The sequence below is a fragment of the Kordiimonas sp. genome, assembly GCF_048260245.1.
Classification (GTDB): domain Bacteria; phylum Pseudomonadota; class Alphaproteobacteria; order Sphingomonadales; family Kordiimonadaceae; genus Kordiimonas.
In genome coordinates this window covers 1-17,910 of record NZ_JBLXGZ010000019.1, presented here as the reverse complement: position 1 = coordinate 17,910, position 17,910 = coordinate 1, and the positions used below count along the sequence as shown (strand labels likewise).

At 58.6% G+C, this 17,910-nt stretch carries 16 protein-coding genes; 5 read left to right on the top strand and 11 right to left on the bottom strand.

The genetic code is table 11. The features are described 5' to 3' along the window. Positions 1 to 18: 18 nt before the first annotated feature. Both ACN0VM_RS10990 and ACN0VM_RS10985 read right to left on the bottom strand, forming a co-directional pair. Positions 19 to 1,470, bottom strand: coding sequence for an SH3 domain-containing protein (locus tag ACN0VM_RS10990; RefSeq protein WP_417450930.1), 1,452 nt, complete (start codon positions 1,468 to 1,470; stop codon positions 19 to 21). 7 nt (positions 1,471 to 1,477) lie between these two features. After that, a complete protein-coding gene (locus tag ACN0VM_RS10985; RefSeq protein WP_417450929.1) occupies positions 1,478 to 2,638 on the bottom strand; it encodes a DUF819 domain-containing protein in 1,161 nt (386 codons plus the stop codon). A gap of 331 nt (positions 2,639 to 2,969) precedes the next feature. Between ACN0VM_RS10985 and ACN0VM_RS10980 the strand changes: the two genes are divergently transcribed. Beyond that, positions 2,970 to 5,957, top strand: a complete 2,988-nt coding sequence (locus ACN0VM_RS10980) for a TonB-dependent receptor (RefSeq protein ID WP_417450928.1) — start codon at positions 2,970 to 2,972, stop codon at positions 5,955 to 5,957. Positions 5,958 to 6,071: 114 nt separating this feature from the next. Here the strand turns inward: ACN0VM_RS10980 and bla are convergent, their stop codons facing one another. The 4 genes from bla to ACN0VM_RS10960 form a co-directional block, all read right to left on the bottom strand. Next, a complete protein-coding gene (gene bla / locus ACN0VM_RS10975; protein WP_417450927.1) occupies positions 6,072 to 6,815 on the bottom strand; it encodes a subclass B1 metallo-beta-lactamase in 744 nt (247 codons plus the stop codon). 80 nt (positions 6,816 to 6,895) lie between these two features. Beyond that, positions 6,896 to 7,879 carry an Hsp33 family molecular chaperone HslO gene (locus ACN0VM_RS10970; protein WP_417450926.1) on the bottom strand — a complete coding sequence of 328 codons (984 nt, stop codon included), beginning with the start codon at positions 7,877 to 7,879 and terminating at the stop codon, positions 6,896 to 6,898. 94 nt (positions 7,880 to 7,973) lie between these two features. Then, entirely contained in the window at positions 7,974 to 8,909 is a 936-nt protein-coding gene (gene argF, locus ACN0VM_RS10965) for an ornithine carbamoyltransferase (protein ID WP_417450925.1), read from the bottom strand. 62 nt (positions 8,910 to 8,971) lie between these two features. After that, positions 8,972 to 10,162, bottom strand: coding sequence for an aspartate aminotransferase family protein (locus ACN0VM_RS10960; protein WP_417450924.1), 1,191 nt, complete (start codon positions 10,160 to 10,162; stop codon positions 8,972 to 8,974). Positions 10,163 to 10,455: 293 nt separating this feature from the next. Here ACN0VM_RS10960 and ACN0VM_RS10955 point away from each other — a divergent pair, with 293 nt between their 5' ends. Further along, entirely contained in the window at positions 10,456 to 11,814 is a 1,359-nt protein-coding gene (locus ACN0VM_RS10955; RefSeq protein ID WP_417450923.1) for a mechanosensitive ion channel domain-containing protein, read from the top strand. A 7-nt stretch (positions 11,815 to 11,821) separates the two neighbouring features. Here ACN0VM_RS10955 and ACN0VM_RS10950 read toward each other — a convergent pair whose 3' ends face one another. Together ACN0VM_RS10950 and ACN0VM_RS10945 are read right to left on the bottom strand one after the other, a co-directional pair. Further along, positions 11,822 to 12,520, bottom strand: a complete 699-nt coding sequence (locus ACN0VM_RS10950; protein ID WP_417450922.1) for a hypothetical protein — start codon at positions 12,518 to 12,520, stop codon at positions 11,822 to 11,824. A 74-nt stretch (positions 12,521 to 12,594) separates the two neighbouring features. Continuing rightward, positions 12,595 to 13,428, bottom strand: coding sequence for an ABC transporter permease (locus ACN0VM_RS10945; protein WP_417450921.1), 834 nt, complete (start codon positions 13,426 to 13,428; stop codon positions 12,595 to 12,597). 200 nt (positions 13,429 to 13,628) lie between these two features. On the opposite strand from ACN0VM_RS10945, the gene ACN0VM_RS10940 reads away from it, so the two are divergent. Further along, positions 13,629 to 14,045, top strand: coding sequence for a GcrA family cell cycle regulator (locus ACN0VM_RS10940; protein WP_417450920.1), 417 nt, complete (start codon positions 13,629 to 13,631; stop codon positions 14,043 to 14,045). Positions 14,046 to 14,182: 137 nt separating this feature from the next. Beyond that, positions 14,183 to 14,659 carry a c-type cytochrome gene (locus ACN0VM_RS10935; RefSeq protein ID WP_417450919.1) on the top strand — a complete coding sequence of 159 codons (477 nt, stop codon included), beginning with the start codon at positions 14,183 to 14,185 and terminating at the stop codon, positions 14,657 to 14,659. 57 nt (positions 14,660 to 14,716) lie between these two features. Here ACN0VM_RS10935 and ACN0VM_RS10930 read toward each other — a convergent pair whose 3' ends face one another. From ACN0VM_RS10930 to ACN0VM_RS10920, 3 genes are read right to left on the bottom strand one after another with little or no spacing between them, the layout of a single operon-like run. Beyond that, positions 14,717 to 15,370 (bottom strand): cytochrome b/b6 domain-containing protein, encoded by a 654-nt coding sequence (locus tag ACN0VM_RS10930; protein ID WP_417450918.1) that lies wholly within the window; start codon positions 15,368 to 15,370, stop codon positions 14,717 to 14,719. 13 nt (positions 15,371 to 15,383) lie between these two features. Next, entirely contained in the window at positions 15,384 to 16,385 is a 1,002-nt protein-coding gene (locus ACN0VM_RS10925) for an alpha-ketoacid dehydrogenase subunit beta (protein WP_417450917.1), read from the bottom strand. After that, positions 16,385 to 17,329, bottom strand: coding sequence for a thiamine pyrophosphate-dependent enzyme (locus ACN0VM_RS10920; protein ID WP_417450916.1), 945 nt, complete (start codon positions 17,327 to 17,329; stop codon positions 16,385 to 16,387). The genes ACN0VM_RS10925 and ACN0VM_RS10920 overlap by 1 nt, the downstream gene beginning before the upstream one ends. A gap of 267 nt (positions 17,330 to 17,596) precedes the next feature. Between ACN0VM_RS10920 and ACN0VM_RS10915 the strand changes: the two genes are divergently transcribed. Next, positions 17,597 to 17,910 (top strand): RrF2 family transcriptional regulator (locus ACN0VM_RS10915; RefSeq protein WP_417450915.1); only part of this gene is annotated, 314 nt, incomplete at its 3' end.

The following is a 17,910-nucleotide window of genomic DNA, read 5'->3' as shown; positions in this document are numbered from 1 at the left end:
AAAACCCTATCCCTCAGATCATCTGATCGATTTTACTGCATAAACTGCATCAACATAGGTGCGCTCCGTCGAAGACTGGAGCGTAAAGAGCGGCGTGATCGACACGCCATTGAGTGTACCCCGGTAGATTGCGCCATTATCACCCAGATAATTGAGCCCTGTCACGTCGTGAATGATATAGGGCACGCCGCCATCGTGGCCGAGCACCATCATCACGTGGCCGGGGAAATAGACAAGATCCCCCACCTTGGCACCGCGCAGCGCGTCTTCCTTGGCCGCACGGGTCGTGTCTTTCTCAAAGCGGATGTTGGACCCAATCACGCTTTTGCCCTGATCGCCCGAATTGCGCGGCAGCAGGATACCCATGGAGCGGTACACCTCCGAGACAAAACCGGTGCAGTCGCGGCCATTATAGCTGTGGCCCCAGCCGTAACGTTCACCCAGAAACTTGAACGCCTGACGGATGATGTTTTCTTCCGTAAACGGCAGGTAACCGATGTGCACATCCTGATTGCGCTGGATAAGCGCGTGGCGAAATTCAAGGCTGCCGTCATCAAGACGGGTGGGCAACACCACCATATGGCTCAGATAGGGGTTCTGGCCGTACAGATTGTGCGCGAGCGCCGCGGGCCGGTCCAGCGGCAGGTGCACACCCATATCAAGCTGTACTTCGGAGACCGCTTTCAGCTCGGGGTTATAAACCGTATGCACCTTGGCGCCCGTCACCACAAGGAAACGGTCGGCGGCTTTATAGTCAAAAATAGCCTCACGCGGGCCGGTGGCGAGGTCTCTTTTCTGCACCCAGGCGATATAATTATAGCTTTGAACCAGATACCACGCACCGTCCGCACTTTCATGCAGCACGGCGACCACGTCGGCCGGGAAAAGGGTCGATTCCTGAAAACGGTCGATATCAAAATTATCGGCCCCCTCGCTGAACAGGCGATCCATGGTCGGGTAGGTGCGCATGGGCGTACGCCGCACCGCGAGCGCAAACCTGAGCGGAACCTCATCCGCGATGCCGTCCATATTGAGCGACGCTTCATAGGCGGCAAAATCAGCCTCCGATACCGTGTTGCCGTTCATATAAATGCGCGGGTATGAGGGCACATTGCTGATGGAGCGAAGCCGCGCGCGCACCTCATCACCTGAAAGCATGTCGGGGAAGCTGCCAAGGTCAAACATGGTTGGGTCTGTGTCTATGCTTTCGGCGTTCATGGCCGATATTTCGCTGCCGCTCAGCAACGCACCACTGGCGGCGGTGTCCCCCACCGCAGCCTGCACCCAGAAATCCTGCGACAGGTGTTTTTCGCCCACCCCGATCACGTCCGAAACAAAGGGATCTGCGAGGCCCGCGATGATGCTGTCCTGCGCCTCAGCGGTATCGTGTTTCTGCCCTTCATCCGAAGTGCAGGACGGCAGCAGCAGAAGGGCGGCGAGGGCAAAGCTAAACTTAGAACGTGACATCATGAACCTCTTAGAGAAGCGACAGAATTTTGCCGACAAGCAAACCACCGCCAGTGCCAATGATATAGCCCAGCATGGCCATCAGTACACCGATAGGGATCAGGACTTGTGAGTAGGCCGCAGCCAATATGGGCGCGGACGCCACCCCGCCAATATTGGCAAGCGAGGCGATACCGCAGGAAAACAGGTCAAGCCGGAACAGCTTGGCGGCACCGACCATGGCCAGCCCGTGCACGGACAGCACCATAAGCCCGGCCGCCACATAAAGCGGTGCTTCCGCCAGCCCGGCAAAATCCGCGCGCGATGCAATCAGGCCAATGATGGCATACAGCATGACATTCGCCACCTCGTTTGAGCCCGCCATGCGGCCCATGGGTGTCATGGCGGCGATCACGCCAAAGACGGTGGCGATCAGCACCGCCCATGTGGTGGCGGTGAAAAAGCTGGTGGCAGGCATCAGGGACGCAGCCGTCTGCGCCAGCGCACTGGCAGCAAGGGCAGCGCCAATAAGGAAGACAAGGGCGGTAAAGTCGATCGGCTTTGCCGTGCCGCCGTCCTCCGCCTCAAGCTTCGCGCCGATGCGGTCGATGGTGCTGGTGTCGCTTTTGGTCCAGCGGTTGAAGGCGGCGGCATAGGGTACCAGCGCCAGAAGCATGATCACCCACAGCGCGTAATCCACCGAATCCATCAGCAGCGTATAGCCCATGGCGGTATCGGGCACATCAAGCGCGCCCTGAATGGCCGCCATGTTACCTGTGCCGCCCATCCAGCTACCCGACAGGGCGGCAAAAGCCTTCCACGCATCCGCAGGCAACCAGGCCTTGAAAGCGGCATAGGTAACAACAAAACCGATTCCGATGCTGACGGCAGACACCGCAAACGCCAGCAACATGCGGGGGCCAAGGCCGATGATCTTACGCAGGTCACCCTTGAGCAGCATGAGGAAAATCATTGCGGGCAGCAGGTTGCCCTTCACCGCGCCATAGGTCGCGTTAACGCTGTCGCTTTGTTGCCAGACCCCGAAGGTCGACATCAGCATGACGATGAAATACAGCAGCACCACACCGGGCAGATAGTCAAACAGGCGGCTTTTGCTGTTTGTCTCAAGCATGCGGATTGCGCCGCCGACAAACAGCAAAACTGCCAGATATGAAAACCCTTGTGTAATCAAGCCCAACCCCTTCCCCAAGTCACCTGAGATACGCCAACTGTGGCGCTGGTATTCTTTATTCTCTCATTAGTGCCACACTCCGCCCCCTGTGCGCGACGTCTAGCGCGGCTTCAGGGGCCTGAAAGTACGTGCGGAATTATTTATTCCAAAACCACCCCTTGGTTCTAACAGATACAAACGTAGCAGAAAAGTCTCTTTTTTTGCAGTTTCATGATGAGCCAGAGAAAAATTCTTTACAGAAGGAATAATTGCACGCATAAATTATTCCTTCATATTCCTGTGGTCGGGCAGAGAGCCCCGCCGCAGCAACAAAAAATCAATGGGTGAGGAAATGAACGCACGGAATTTGCGAAAATATGCATTGATACTGGGCATGGGGGTCAGCGCAGCTGCCGTGTCCGCAGGTGGTGCAATGGCCGCCAACAGCGATGGCTCCATCAGCGGTGTGGTCTCAAGTGAGGCAAACACGGCGCTGGCCGGTGCCACCATCACAGTTCTGAACGAGGAAAACGGCTTTCGCCGGGTTGTCACGGCTGATAATTCAGGCAAGTTCCGCCTCGCGCGCCTGCCGGTCGGCACCTACAGGGTAACGATCGCGCGTGACGGCTATGAGCGCGCGGTGCTTGAGGACGTGCGTGTCTCCATCGGCGGCACCACAGACCTCAATGTGGCGATGAGCCTGGGTGACATGGCGATGGAGGAGATCATCGTCTCCGCCGGCGCGGTCTCGGGCATCAATATGACCACGACGGAATCGGCTTTCAATATCTCGGCTGGCGCCCTTGAGGACCTGCCGATCGTACGCTCCGCCGACGCAGTGGCGCTTCTGGCGCCCGGCGTGGTTCAGGGCCCGGCCTTCGGCGGCATTTCCTTTGGCGGTGCATCGGTGGGCGAAAACTCCATCTTTGTGAACGGCCTTAACGTCAGTGATGTGGAAACGGGTGTCGGCTTCTCCGACGTGCCGTTTGCCATGTTCAAGGAATTTCAGGTCAAGACCGGCGGCTATTCGGTTGAATTCGGCCGCACCACGGGTGGTGTTGTCAACGCGGTGCTGAAATCAGGCACCAACGAATTTCACGGTGGCGGTGAGCTGTTCTGGGAACCGGACGCCCTGCGCGGCAAGGCGAATGATTTCTATAACCGCGACAATGACAAAACCATCTACCGCAGCGATGACGTCCAGAACAACTTCAAGGCCAACGTTCACCTGAGCGGCCCGATCATCAAGGACAAGGTTTTCTTCTATGCCCTGTTCCAGCCGCGCCTGAACAATGGCGAATCATACGACACCACCGGCACGTCCTTCTCTGATTACAAGGACAACACCGGCTTCTGGGGCGGCAAGGTTGACTGGTTCATCACCGACAACCACTCGATCGAAGGTTTCATCTTCTCGGATAAATCCAAGGAAGTGACCGACCGCTACCAGAACGGCGACTATGCCGAAACCGCCACCAGCGAACGCGGCGGCACCAACTGGGCGCTGACCTACACCGGCCAGATCACCGATAACTTCACGGTAAAAGCCCTATACGGCCAGAACGAACGCAATTCGGACGACTACACCAATATCTCGACCGAATGTAACCGCGTGTATGATGACCGCGCCGGGGTGGACACCAACATCGGCTGTACCACGCAGTACCGTAACGACAACCGCATCAACTCGCGCGATGCCATGCGGCTTGATATGGAATGGCAGCTTGACCGCCACCTGCTGCGGTTTGGTTTCGACCACGAGAAACGCTCGACCTTCATGCAGCGTGCGTCCGTTGGCCCCGAGCAGGCCAACTTCACCCTCTATGACACCCAGCCGGGTGACAGCGTGAACGACGTCTCTGTGCCGGACGGTGTATTTGCTTACGTTCTGGAGCGCCGCGAAATTCGGGGTGGCACCTTCGACGCCAATACCTCGGCCGCTTACCTTGAGGATGTCTGGTCGGTGACCGATGACCTCACGGCGACGCTGGGTGTGCGCTGGGACCGTTTCGACAGCAAGGACGCCGAAGGCAATTCCTTCATCAAGGTCGATAACATGTTCTCGCCGCGTTTTGGTCTGGCATGGGACGTGAACGGCGAAGGCCGCATGAAGCTTTATGCCAATGCGGGCCGCTATTATTTCCCGATCGCCAACGGCCTTGCCGCGCGTGAAGGCGGCGGCACCATCGACACCCGCACCTATTATGCCCTTGAAGGCCTGCTGGAAAATGAAACATCGGCTGGCCTGACCAACGTCACACCACAACTTGGCGCACAAATCGGCCAGGTGGTGCAGTTTGGCAGCGGCGAAGGCCGGGACGACAAAAACTTTGTTGTCGACCAAGACCTTGAAGCTTCCTACCAGGACGAATTCATCCTTGGCTTCGAGATGCAGGTCAATGACGACTGGGACTTTGGCGTGCGCGGTATCTACCGTAAATTCCACGACGCGATCGAAGACATGAAGATCGACGTGGATGTCGCCGGATGCGGTAACATCAACAAATGGGTCTTCGGTAATGTGGGCCGTGAACTGACCATCGATCACGACTGTGACACCGGCGGCATCCAGACGGTCACTGTCGACCTCGGGGAAGCGCAGGCCTTTGGCTACGACCTTGACGGCGACGGCAACCCGGACCCGATCGGTTCTGACCGGCCGGTACGTAAATACCGCGCGCTTGAATTTGTCGCCAACCGGCACTGGGATGACACCTGGATGGCACGCCTGTCGTACACCTTGTCGAAAAGCACGGGTAACTATGAAGGCGGCGTCAACTCCGACACCGGCAACGACATTCCGGGCTGGACCGAATCAGGCGATGACGTGATGTTCATCAACTCGAACTACGGCATGATGGCGAACGATCACCGTCACCAGTTCAAGGCTTACGGTGCCTACGCCATCACGCCGGATCTGACGATGGGGGCCAATTTCTCCATGATCTCGGGCGCGCCGATCAACGCCCGCGGCTATGGCAACCCGTTCAACAGCCAGACCCGCAAGGCTGGTAACTATCTCTGTGTTGATAACTGCCTTGACCCGGGTGACGGCAACTGGACAAGCCAGGACCGCGTGTTTGAATATATCGAACGGGGCCAGTATGGCCGCACACCGTGGCAGGTTCGTCTTGACCTGAGCCTTGACTATACCACCGACGTGAACGGGTTTGAGGTTTATGCCGGTCTGGATATCTTCAACGTGCTCAACACACAGAAGGCTTACCGGGTGTATGAGTATATCACCAACAGCTTTGATGGTCCGAATGAAGACTTCCTCGCTGTTCGTTCTGCGGCGCAGCCTCGGGCTATCAGGGTTAACGTCGGCTTCAAGTTCTAAGCCGGCAGCGTTTCCCAACCTTCCCAGTATAATGTTCTGAGTAAATATTAGGGCGCCAGCGATGGCGCCCTTCTTTTTTGCCTTAACCCATGATGGCTGTGCCTTAGCAGTGCCCTAACGGACCTTCGCCAGGTGGGCATCCAAAAGCGCGCTGGTGTGGGCCAGAAGCTCAGGCCCGCCTGATGCGCCGTGTCCGGGGATAACAGTCTCCGCCGCAGCGTAACGCGCGCGGGTCAGCGCCATGGCGTTACGCCACGCAGCCGGGTCGCCTTCCTTGTGATATCCAAGGTCATGGCTCGCGGCTTCGCGCACGGCACAGCCGCCGAACAGCAGCTTGTGCTTGGGCAGCCAAACCATCAGATTATCCTTGGTGTGGCCGGTGCCGGGGTAAAATATCTCCAGCGGGCCAAGGCGGGTGCTGGCGCCCGCGCTGGCTTCAAGCGGCAACGCCTGGGCGGGGGCAACAAGGCCCCACCGGGGCGCCAGACGCCGGGTTTCCTCCAGCGCGTAAAAGGCAATGCCGCGCGTTGCCATAAGGGCGGCACCCGCCGCGCGGTCGGCATGGGAATGGGTGGCAACGGCGGCGACAACCGGCAGGCCGATTTCTGCGTCAATCAGGTCCAGCAGGGTTTCGGTGCTGTCGTCGCCCCATGCGCTGTCGATGAGGTAAAGCCGTCCGGCGTCCTCAACAATCAGGCCGTTGGATGACAGGCGCGCACCATTGTCAAACGTGTGGAAGGATATATGGCGCCAGACGCCGTCTTGCACCTTATGGATGCTAACCTCGGGCGGCGCTGCAAAGGCCGGAGCGCTCCATGAAGCCAGAGTTAGAACCAGTGTAATGATAAATGTGCGCATGGCATGCTCCCGGTCTGCATATACCTATGCTGTCGCCGGGAATGAGGGCAAAAAAATGGACAGGCGCGCCAAAGGTGGAATTATTGTTGCGCGGCCTGCGCCAGCGCGTCTTCCGGGCTGAATTCAAACGTCTTGTTACAGAACTGGCAGTTCACGCCAATCACGCCCTCATGCACCATATCCGCAATGTCATCCTTGCTGAACTGGCCCAGCACAGCCAGCAGCCGTTCCCGTTCACAGCGACAGCCCTTGATCAGCCGGGCGCTGTCGAACACACGCACACCGTCTTCATTATACAGCCGGAAAAGCAACTGATCGAGGTCAAGCGCGGGGTCAAGCAGCTCGGCTTCCTTGACGCTGTGCATCAGCACAGATGCCCGGTTCCACTGTTCCTTGGTTTCGCGGTCAAGGATACGCTCCTGCCCCACCTCGCCGCGTGCCAGATGCTGCACCATGATACCGCCCGCGCGCCAGTTCCCGGTCACCGCGTCACGCTCACAACTGAGGCGCAGTTCGGTTGGCGTCTGTTCGCTGTTCATGAAATAGTTGCGCGCCACGTCAGACAGGCTTGCACCCTGAAGGTCAACAATACCCTGATAGCGGTCCATATCCGCGCCCTGGTCAATGGTCAGGACAAGGTGGCCGTTTTTGCTGCCGACCAAGCCTTCAAAGCTTGGGTTTTTACCGTAGGTTTTCAGCTTGTCTTCGTCCAGCTGGGCATACCCGCGCAGACGGCCAACCCCGTCGCCTTTGGCTTCGAAGTCAGCCACCATCATCGGTACAGGGCCTTGTGATTTGGTCTGCAGCGTGACGATGCCGTCAAACTTCATGATCGAACCCAGAAGCGCCGCCAGGGTCAGCAGCTCGCCCAGAATGCGTGCCACCGGGTCCGGGTAATTGTGCGCCGAGAGGATCTGATCCGCCACGGTGCCAAGCCGCACGGCACGGCCGCGCACATCCATACCTTCAATGGCAAAAGGCCGCACTTCGTTGTCACGACTGCCATCGGGGTCTGGCACCACGATAGGGCGCTGAATGTTGTCTTGAGACGGAATATCAACCATGGAACCTGACTTCTTGTTGCCGGGCCTGCACACTCTGCTGCGCACTATGTTACATACTTTGGCACAAGCCCGGTATCACACTGTTGCCCGGCTTTTATAACTTCCCGAGACACCATGCAAGGATGGCTTTTTGCACGTGCAGGCGGTTTTCCGCCTCGTCCCACACCACCGACTGCGGGCCATCCAGCACATTGTTGGTGACCTCTTCCCCCCGGTGTGCGGGCAGGCAATGCAAAAAGAGCGCATCATCCGCCGCCTTGCTCATCAGCTCGCGGTTGACCTGAAACGGCTCAAGCGCCCGCACGCGGGAGCCGGTGCGGTCATCGCCCATGGACACCCAGGTGTCGGTGATCACGGCGTCGGCGTCCCATACCGCTTCCTCCGGATTGAAAACAACATGCACGTTGCCGCCTTCTTCCTCGGCCCACGACAGCACATCATCATACGGGGCCAGTGCTTCCGGGCACCCCAGCACGAGAGAGAAGTCAAACTTGACCGCCGCCTCAATCAACGAGGTTGCAACATTGTTGCCGTCGCCAACCCAGGCCACCTTTTTGCCCTTGATCGAGCCACGGTGTTCCTCAATCGTCATGACATCGGCCATCAACTGACAGGGGTGCGACCGGTTGGTGAGCGCATTGATCACCGGCACCGTGCCTTCTTCGGCCAGTTCCAGCACCGCCTCATGGGTGTTGGCGCGGATCATGATGGCGTCCACATAGCGGCTCATCACCTTGGCGGTGTCAGACGTGGTTTCCCCGCGCCCAAGCTGCATGGAATTGCCCTGCAAAATAAGCGGCGATGCGCCCAACTGGCGGGTCGCCACTTCAAAGCTGATGCGGGTGCGCGTTGACGATTTCTCAAAAATCATCGCGAGGTTATAGCCCGCGAGGATCGCGCCTTCGTCCACCTTGCCCTTGGGCCAGCCACGTCGTGCTTCTTTCCACTCCCTCGCCGTATCAATGATCAGCCGCAGGTCAGCGGCGGGAATATCCTTGAGGTCAAGAAAGTGGTTGGGCTTGGTAGTCATGATGTCATTTCCTCTCAAAACGGAGCCCGGGAACCATCCACCGGACTGATGTCGCCTCATGCTTAGGCAGGCAAACCTTTTTCACGCCAATCTGTCAGCGCGCTGTCAAGTTTCTCGATGGCTTCATCAAGATGTTCGTCTTCAATAATCAGGGGCGGCAGCATACGCAGCACCATGTCACCGGCCACAGCGGGGCACATGCCGCGCTCGATCAGGTCGATCACCGCCGCTCGCGTCGGCACGTCCGGCAGGCGCAGGCCCGCCATCAGGCCTATGCCGCGCACTTCGGAGATCAACTCGCCATGCTTTTGCTGCAACGCGCCAAGACGGGCCTGAAGCTTGTCGCCCATGTCGCGGACACGGTCGAGAAAGCCAGGTGCCAGCATTTCGTCAAGCACCGCATTACCCACCGCCATCGCCAGCGGGTTGCCGCCATAGGTGCTGCCGTGGGTGCCGACAGTCATGCCGCTTGCTGCGTCTTCGGTCGCGAGACAGGCACCCAGCGGGAAACCACCGCCAATGCCTTTGGCCGCTGTTACAATATCAGGCGTGATGCCGGACCATTCATAGGCAAACAGCTTGCCGGTACGGCCCATGCCACACTGGATTTCGTCCAGCACCAGAAGAAGGCCGTGTTCATCACACAGGTCGCGCAGCGCTTTCATCTGTTCTGCGCTGAGCGGGCGGATACCGCCTTCACCCTGCACCGGCTCGACCATAATGCCGCCGGTCTCGGGGCCGATGGCCGCCTTGACGGCCTCGATGTCGCCAAAGGGCACCACGTCAAAACCGTCCGGCAGGGGTTCAAACCCCTTGGTCAGCTTTTCCTGACCCGCTGCTGCGATACCCGCCAGCGTACGGCCATGAAAGGCGTTTGCCATGGTAACCAAGCGGTATTTGCCCTTGTTGCCTTTGTCATAATGATATTTGCGCACCATCTTGATCGCGCATTCAATCGCTTCCGCGCCCGAGTTGGTGAAAAACACCGTGTCGGCAAAACTTGCGTCGGTCAGGCGCTGCGCCAGCTTGGCACCAAGCGGAATTTCATAGGTGTTGGCCGTGTGCCACAGCTTTGCCGCCTGTTCCTGCACTGCTTTCACCAGCGTGGGGTGTGAGTGCCCAAGGCACATAACGCCGATACCCGAATAAAAATCGAGGTATTTTTTGCCGTTCTCATCAAACAGATACATGCCTTCACCGCGCTCAAACGCGACGGGAATACGGGAATATACGGGCATCAGGGGCGTGATCACGTTTCTCTCCTTCTCGGGCTCTTGCAGGCCCTAAAAATGGCAGCAGCCGGAACGCGCTCACGCCCCGGCCTTGTTGGCGCAGAGGATGCCGCCACAGGCCGTGCAAGTCAATGGGCGACGCCGGGGAATGCAGGCTTTTTCGCGTTAAATTATGCCGACAGGGGTAAGGCCACCTATTCCCGGCAGCAAGGTTGCGAGCAAGCTGCCGCCGTAATCCCGCCTCAGCTGTATTGTAGGCTCTGCACGACAAGGCTATCATGGCCAGCCACGGCAAGAACAAGGGGGCCACACGCGTGCGATATTTTTTCCTGACACTCATGATTGTGGCCACCCTATTGGCGGGGATCGCGGGGCCTCGGCAAACCGCAGCGCAGGAGGTCGCGCCCGAGCAGGCAAGCGGCGCCCGCAGTGACGCGGTGATTGAGGCGCGCATTGACGCCATCTACGCCAATTATGACCGTTTCAGCAGCGTCACGGTGACAGTGGATGCCGGTGTTGTGAGCTTGTCCGGCAGTGTGCTCGAAACCGAACTGATCGGCGAAGCGGAAGACCTTGCCCGCAAGGTTGAGGGCGTGATCGCGGTGAGGAACGGGCTTGTGCTGGATACCTCGGTGCGTGAACGCGTGCGCCCCGCGCTTGACCGGCTGGGTGACCGGGCGACGCAGGCGGTCAATATGGTGCCGCTCATTATTGTGGGTGTGATCCTGTTTTCGGTCATTGTCTTTTTCGGCTATTTTGTCACCCGGTTTGAGTGGCCCTTCAACAAGCTGGCGCCCAATGAATTTGTTGAAAACCTGCTCAGGCAGCTTGTGCGCATCCTGTTTTTTATCGCCGCCTTCGTGGTGGCGCTTGACATCATTGGCGCCACCGCTTTGCTGGGCACCATATTGGGCGCGGCGGGCATCGCCGGGCTGGCGATCGGTTTTGCTGTACGCGACACCATCGAGAATTATATCGCCAGCGTGATGCTCTCAGTCCGGCAACCGTTCCGGCCCAACGACCTTGTGAAAATTGACGCTCATGAAGGCCGCGTCATGCGGCTGACCTCGCGTGCGACCATCATCATGACCCAGGAAGGTAACCATGTACGCATTCCCAATGCGACCGTCTTCAAGGGGGTGATTGTCAACTATACCCGCGCGCCCGAACGCCGCTTTGACTTTACCCTTGGCATCAATGCCGACGCCGATATTCAAACGGCGCTGCATCTGGGGCTTGAGGCGTTACACTCGCTTGCCTTTGTGCTCAAGGACCCGGCGCCGTCCGTGCGCGTTGAGAAGGTGGGCGATTCGAGCATTATCATCTGGTTTGGCGGCTGGATCGACCAGCGCGCCACCAGCTTTTACGCTGCGCGCGGTGAAGCCATTCGCGTCACCAAGGATGCCATGGAAGCAGGCGGGCTGGAACTGCCTGAGCCAATTTACCGCCTGAAGCTGGAGGGCAGCACCGGTGCCCTGCCACAAGCTGCAACGTCGCCTGCACAGACTCCAGCCAAACAGGAAGTCACCGCGCCCGCCGCGCACTCGCCACCACCAGCCAGCCCGGTGGTTACCCACCCGGCGCACTCAGACCCGGTGGAGGAAAAGGTGGAAGCCGAACGCGACATGGATGACCCCGACGACCTGCTGAGCGAACACGCCGCACAGGAATAGTGCCATGTCAGTCTTCCGGCTTTGCCCCTGCCTCAGCCTCAGCATTCGGTAAAATGGCGCCATAGTCATAGCGGTAGAGGAACGGCAGGGCCGCAAGGCCAATAAGCACGAGCAGAAACGCGGCGATAGGGGAATAGAAAAAGCCAACCATGGCCAGCAGCGGCAGCGCAATGGTATTACGCCGGGTCACAAAAACCGGCTCGCCTTCGTCACCAAGATAATACAGCCTGTTCTGGTCGTCTTCCTCAATCTGCACATAGGGACCAAAATCGCCGCCGCCGCCCTGTTGGCTATATCTTTCGGTCACGATGTGGCCCGTTGCATCTTCATATTGGGTTAGCTGCGCCGTCTGCTCGTGGAATTCCTCATAAGCCGCGTATGCCGCAACTGCGCACACACTGACAACAGACACATAATGCAGCGCGAGCGCCATGATGAGCGGCTTCTTGAGCGACATGGCCGCCAGCCGGTAAAACACGACAAGCAGAAGCGGGAACACAATGGAATTGGCGACATAGTGCGTCGAAAAGTCGAGATCGAGAAAGAACAGGTCGCCCGCTTCCTGCTGCACACCTTGGCTGAGGATCTCGCTATCGAAGGGATAGACGATCGCGCTGATCGCCCGGTTGACCATGTAAATGAGCAAGGTAAAGAACGCCACGGCAAACAGCGGTCTTTTCACACTATCCACGGCAGGAAGCTGCATGGTCCGTCCCCCGACAATTGATTGAGCAAGGGGACATTATGCTACCTGGGGTATTAAAATGCAAACAGCCGGGCTTATGCCTTCAGACGGTAACCGGTTTTGAACACGCGGTAGACAATGAAGGTCAGCACCAGATTGATCACCATGGTGTAGGCGAAACCGACCATAAGGTCACTGTCGGCACGGCCGATAAAGCCATAGCGAAAACCGTCGATCATATAGAAAAACGGATTGAGATGGCTGAACACCTGCCAACTGGTGGACAGGCGTTCGATCGAATAAAACGTACCCGACAGCAGGCTGAGCGGCGCAATCACAAAATTGCTGATGGCGGCGGAATGGTCAAACTTCTCGGCCCAGATACCGGTCAGCACACCGGCAAGCGACAGCATGGTGCTGGCGGCGATGGCAAAATATAGCACCGGCCAGATATGCACCACCTGCATGGTGACCCCCGGCATCAGCACAAAGGCAAGGCCGACGCTCAGCCCCACGGCGAGGCCGCGGGTCACACCACCACCAACAAAACCAAGCGTCAGTTCAAGCGCAGACAGCGGCGGCATCAGGGTATCAACGATATTGCCCTGCACCTTGGCGATGAGGATGGAGCTTGATGTATTGGCGAAGGCGTTTTGCAACACGGCCATGACAATGAGGCCGGGGGCAAGAAACTGCGCATATTCAAGCCCGGCGATCTGCCGCCCCGCCCCGCCAAGCGCCAGCGAAAAGATAACCATGAACAAAATGGTTGTCACAGCCGGCGCCGCCAGCGTTTGGGCCCAGACCTTCATGAAGCGGCGGGTTTCACGCATGTAAAGCGTCCACAGGCCACGCCAGTTGACCGCACCAATGGTACGGGCGCCAAGCTTGGGGTAGCTGTCCGTCTCGTCATGCAGGGTCGCGCTCATGGGACTTGTTCCTTCCGCTGTCATGCTTATCTATAGTGAATTCCCGGCAGGAATTCTGATGCCTGTCAGGGCCGATTGGCCCGGCAACACCATATGGGCATGAATGTTCCCTTGGCAAGAGGCCCTGTTGGGCGATATAAGCGGGGAAAGACTCGGGCGCCCCGCAGGCAGCCCCCCGGAAAAAAGACAAGGATACCATCATGGCATGGACGGATGACCGCATTGATCAGCTCAAGAAACATTGGGACGACGGCCTGAGCGCAAGCCAGATCGCCAAGGAGCTTGGTGAAGGCGTAACCCGCAACGCTGTTATCGGTAAAGCGCACCGGTTGGGGCTGAAATCGCGCCCATCCCCGGTAAAGACCGATAAAGACAAGAAAAAAGCGCCGCCAAAGCGCGTGGCGAAGAAGGCTGACAAGCAGCTTGTGTCGCTTCTCGACCTTACGGACCGCATGTGCAAATGGCCGCTTGGCCACCCCGGTGACGCCGATTTCCACTTCTGTGGCAAGTCGTCCGAGGCTGGCATGCCATACTGTGCCGCTCACTGCGCGGAAGCCTATCAGGCGCAACCGCCGCGTCGTGACCGTCGCCAGCAACCACAAAAAGTGATTCTGTGATTCGAGTCGGCTTTCAAAGCCCCGACAACCAGACAATCACAATTTTGTCAGTATTGAGCGCTTGCCCGGAGACGGGCAGGCGCTAAGCTTATGCGCAGAATGCGGCATCCCAAATTTCGATTTCCACGGAGGGCTATATGACAAACACTGTTAGGCGTAAATTAATCACGGGCGCAGCCGCCCTGTCGCTGTTGGCGGCCGGTGGTATGAGCTTCGCGCATGGTGACGACGACGAAGAGCGTTTTGCGCAATCCCAATACCGTCATGACGTGATGGAACTGGCAAAATATTCGCTGACCAATATCGTGCAGCACCTGCAGGGCAAGGCCGACCATGAAGGACATGTGGCCAAGCTGGCGAACGTGATGGCATTGTCGGCCGAGATGTCGAAAGCGGCCTTCAAGGAAGACACTCGCGGCATGGACGGCAAGACAGAAGCCAAAGACAGCGTGTGGGAAAACTGGGACGACTTTGCCAAACGGCTTGACGCCTATGCGGCAGATACCGCTGCGCTGGCCGCCGCCGCCAAAGGTGGTGACATGGCCGAGATTGGCCCAGCGTTCAAAAAGGCCGCCAGCCACTGCAAATCCTGCCACGACGACTACCGCAAATAAGCAGGCGAACAAACGACAACAGGGAAGCGCGCGACTTTTGGCCAGCGCGCTTTTTTGTTACAAAATACTGAACCACACCGCCGCCGCAACAGCAGCAAAAAGACCCAGCGCCACAAGCGGGTTTGCAGTGCGCGGCGCTTTGGAGCCCTCAGGCACGTCCTTTCGGCCCGTGATCATCGGCCCGACAAGGTTGGCACGGCGCAGCACGCCATAAGCCACAATAGCCAGCAGGTGCACCACCACCAGCCCCATCAGGGTAAAGCCGATCCATTCGTGAATTTCCGTCAGCTCTTCCGAGAGGCCGCTGTCAATCGTGCGCGCCAGCGGGCCTGAGAAGAACATCGCATCGGTACCGTAAAGACCGAGGATGGTCTGCGCCAGCAATAGTGCCAGCATCAGCACCACCGAGACCGCGCCCAGGGGGTTATGGCCCACACGGGTATAGGGTTCCCGGCGCAATGCTTTTGCCGCATAGGCAAGCGTGGCCCCTGGTCCTTTGACAAAATGGCTGAAGCGCGCGGTGTCGCTGCCGATAACCCCCCAGAGGATACGCCAGATGACAAGCGCGAGGATCGCCACACCGGAGTAGAGGTGAATAGCGGCATAAATGCCGTATTTATCCTGAAATGCCGAATAGGCCGACAAGGTAAACAGGATCACCAGTGACCAGTGAAACAGGCGTGTGCCGCCGTCCCAAACCTTGATTTTCATGCCTCTTCTCCCGTTATGCCAGCATTGCTCTGACCGCTGTGACAATATCCCCTGCGTCCGGTAGCCAGGCCGCCTCCGCCGCGCGGCCATAGGGCACCGGCGTATGCAGGGGCGTCAACGCCTTGGGCGCCGCCTTCAAGCTGGCAAACCCCTGCTGTACCGCAAGCGACAGCACCGCATCAGCCAACCCGGCAAAGGCCGCCCCTTCATCAACCACCAGCAGGTGGCCGGTTTTTGCCAGACTCGATAGAATCATCGCCGAATCAAGCGGCTGGATGGTGCGCGGGTCAATCACCTCGGCCTCGATACCGCTTGCCGCCAACTGCCCGGCCGCATCAAGCGCCTGATGCAGCATGGCCGCAGTGGCAACAATGCTTATATGCTGCCCGTCTCGCGCGATACGGCCCTGGCCAAGCGGTACCGGCGGCAGGCCGTCCGCCACCTCACCTTCCAGACCGTATAGCCCCTTGTGTTCAAACAGGATCACCGGGCTGTCGCTCATGACGGCTGATTTCAACAGCCCCGCCGCATCTGCGGCCGTTGCCGGGCAGGCTATGGTAAGGCCGGGGACCCCTGCCATCAGGCCATGCAATGACTGGCTGTGCGCCGCACCGGAGCCGTCCCCCGCGCCCATCGTGGTACGCATGACCAGCGGCAGGGCGACCCGCCCGCCGGACAGGAACCTGAGCTTGGCGGTCTGGTTCAAAAGCTGGTCAAAACATACACCAAGAAAATCACAGAACATCACTTCGACAATCGGCCTGAGACCGGTCAGCGCCGCCCCTGTCGCCATGCCGACAAAGGCAGCCTCCGAGATGGGCGTGTCGATGACGCGATCGCGGCCAAAAGCCTGTGCGAGCCCCTTGGTGACACCAAAAGCACCGCCCAGTTCTACTGTGCCGTCCACGTCGGACCCTCCGACGATATCTTCACCAATCACCACCACGCGGTTATCGGTGGCCATAACAGCGTGGTGTGCCGCATTGAGGGCCTGTGCGATTGTCCGTTTTGCCATCACACGCCTCCCGCTGCCAGCCACTGCGCCAGTGCGCGGTCGCTGGTGTCCTGACTTTTTTCAGCCTTGCTGATAATCTCTTCTGCCCGCAGCTTTGCCGTCAGGGCTAGTTCATCCAGCGTGTCTGTGTCTTCGTCCATTTTGATCAGCGTGTCCCGCAGCCGCGCCAGCGGGTCTGTGCGCTCACCACCCGCACGGTAGGCTTCGCCGTCACCGTGGTAATGACCACCAAGGCGTGTGACCTTGGCTTCAATGAAGGCCGGGCTGCCGGTTTTGCGCACCCAGCCGACCATACGGTCAGCGGTTTTGAGCATCTGGTGCGCGTCCTGACCGTCCACCTGATCGGCGGCAAGGCCAAAAGCGCGGGCACGGCCCACCAGCGTGCCACCCGTGGCATATCCCACCGCTGTGGACTGGCCAAAACCATTGTTGATGACAATAAAAAGCAGCGGCAAGTGGAGCGCGGCTGCGAGGTTGAGCGTCTCAAGCACCGCGCCCTGATTGGCGGCGCCGTCACCCATGAAGGCAACAGCAATGCCCCCCGTCTTCAATGTCTTGGCGCTAAGCGCCGCGCCCGCCGCCAGCGGCACCTGCCCGCCGACAATACCGTTTGAGGTCAGGAAACCCACTTCCGGCGCCATCAGGTGTTGTGTACCGCCAAGCCCGCCGGAGAGGCCGCCCTTGCGGCCCAGTATCTCCCGCGCGACGGCAAGCGGGTCCGCCCCGCACGCCAGCGCAAGGCCATGGCTACGGTGTGAACCGGTAACCTGATCCTTTGGTCCTTCAAGGCGGGCTGTCACCGCAAGCTCCACAAGCTCTGCGCCGGAGTTCAGATGCACAAGGCCGGGCACATGGCCCCCATCGGCGCTCAACGCGATGCGGTCCTCAAAAGCGCGGATAAACAGCGCTTTTTCATACAATAATTTCAGCTCGGTCAAATCCATCGGGCACGGGTCTCTCTTGCAGACATGGTCTTTATGTAAAGCCAATTTGGGTCGCTGTTAACCTTGATGCTTATCAATTCCTCAATAAAGAGGTGCAATAATCACTGAAATGCGTCATAAGCCCACCAAACCCGCATGAAATAGCCATTGACTCATGGGGTGCACTCCCCATATGTAAATCATGAGTAATTTGGTAGGATTTAGCCGATAAGGCCGGAAAACTCCCGGTTCTGACGCTGAATACATAATCATATAAGGACAGGCGCCGTGATTCGGCTGACAAATTTAGCAGATTATGCCGTGGTATTGATGTGTGAAATGACACATACCGACGACCGTGTGAGCGCGCAGGACCTTTCCGCCGCCACCAGCATTCCTGCGCCAACGGTTGCCAAGATTTTGAATGCGCTGGGACGGGCAACGCTGCTCAAATCCCACCGTGGCCTCAGGGGCGGTTTTGCTCTGGCAAGGCCTGCTGACGAAATCACCGTCGCCGATATTATTGAGGCGATTGATGGCCCGATCTCGCTGGTGCCGGTTTCGGCGCAGTGTGTCAGCGAGATCGGGCCATCAATCGCCTC